The sequence below is a fragment of the Paenibacillus sp. Aloe-11 genome (assembly GCF_000245715.1).
GTDB lineage: Bacteria > Bacillota > Bacilli > Paenibacillales > Paenibacillaceae > Paenibacillus > Paenibacillus kribbensis.
The window spans coordinates 816,520-816,841 of record NZ_JH601056.1; the positions used below are offsets into that span (position 1 = coordinate 816,520).

General features: G+C 57.1%; 1 protein-coding gene. It reads right to left on the bottom strand.

Annotated elements, in window-relative coordinates; all coding sequences use genetic code 11:
- Positions 1-322 (bottom strand): heparinase II/III family protein (locus WG8_RS28670; protein WP_007431486.1); only part of this gene is annotated, 322 nt, incomplete at both ends.

Below are 322 nucleotides of genomic sequence, written 5' to 3' on the forward strand. Positions count from 1 at the left end.
GGTATAGCCGTCATGGGAGGCGTCCATGAAATGATAGCGGCGGCTGCTTTCCCAACGATAGGTTTTCGCTTCGGCCGCAGGCGTGCCCCATTGCTGCGTGGACACATACGGCGTCTGGTCCTCGCCATCGATGGTAATCGTATTGTGCGCCCGCGTGCTTTTAAAATAATGACGCCATTCCCCTTCTTCGTAGGTATACCGTCCGGTATCGGTGAAAAAAAGCTGCTGCTTCCACATCCATTCCAGATGGAGCGCATCGGCATGGCCGTGCGCCCCGCCCATGGCGGCGGCGTCAAAAAACAAATACTGCCGTTCGTCCCGG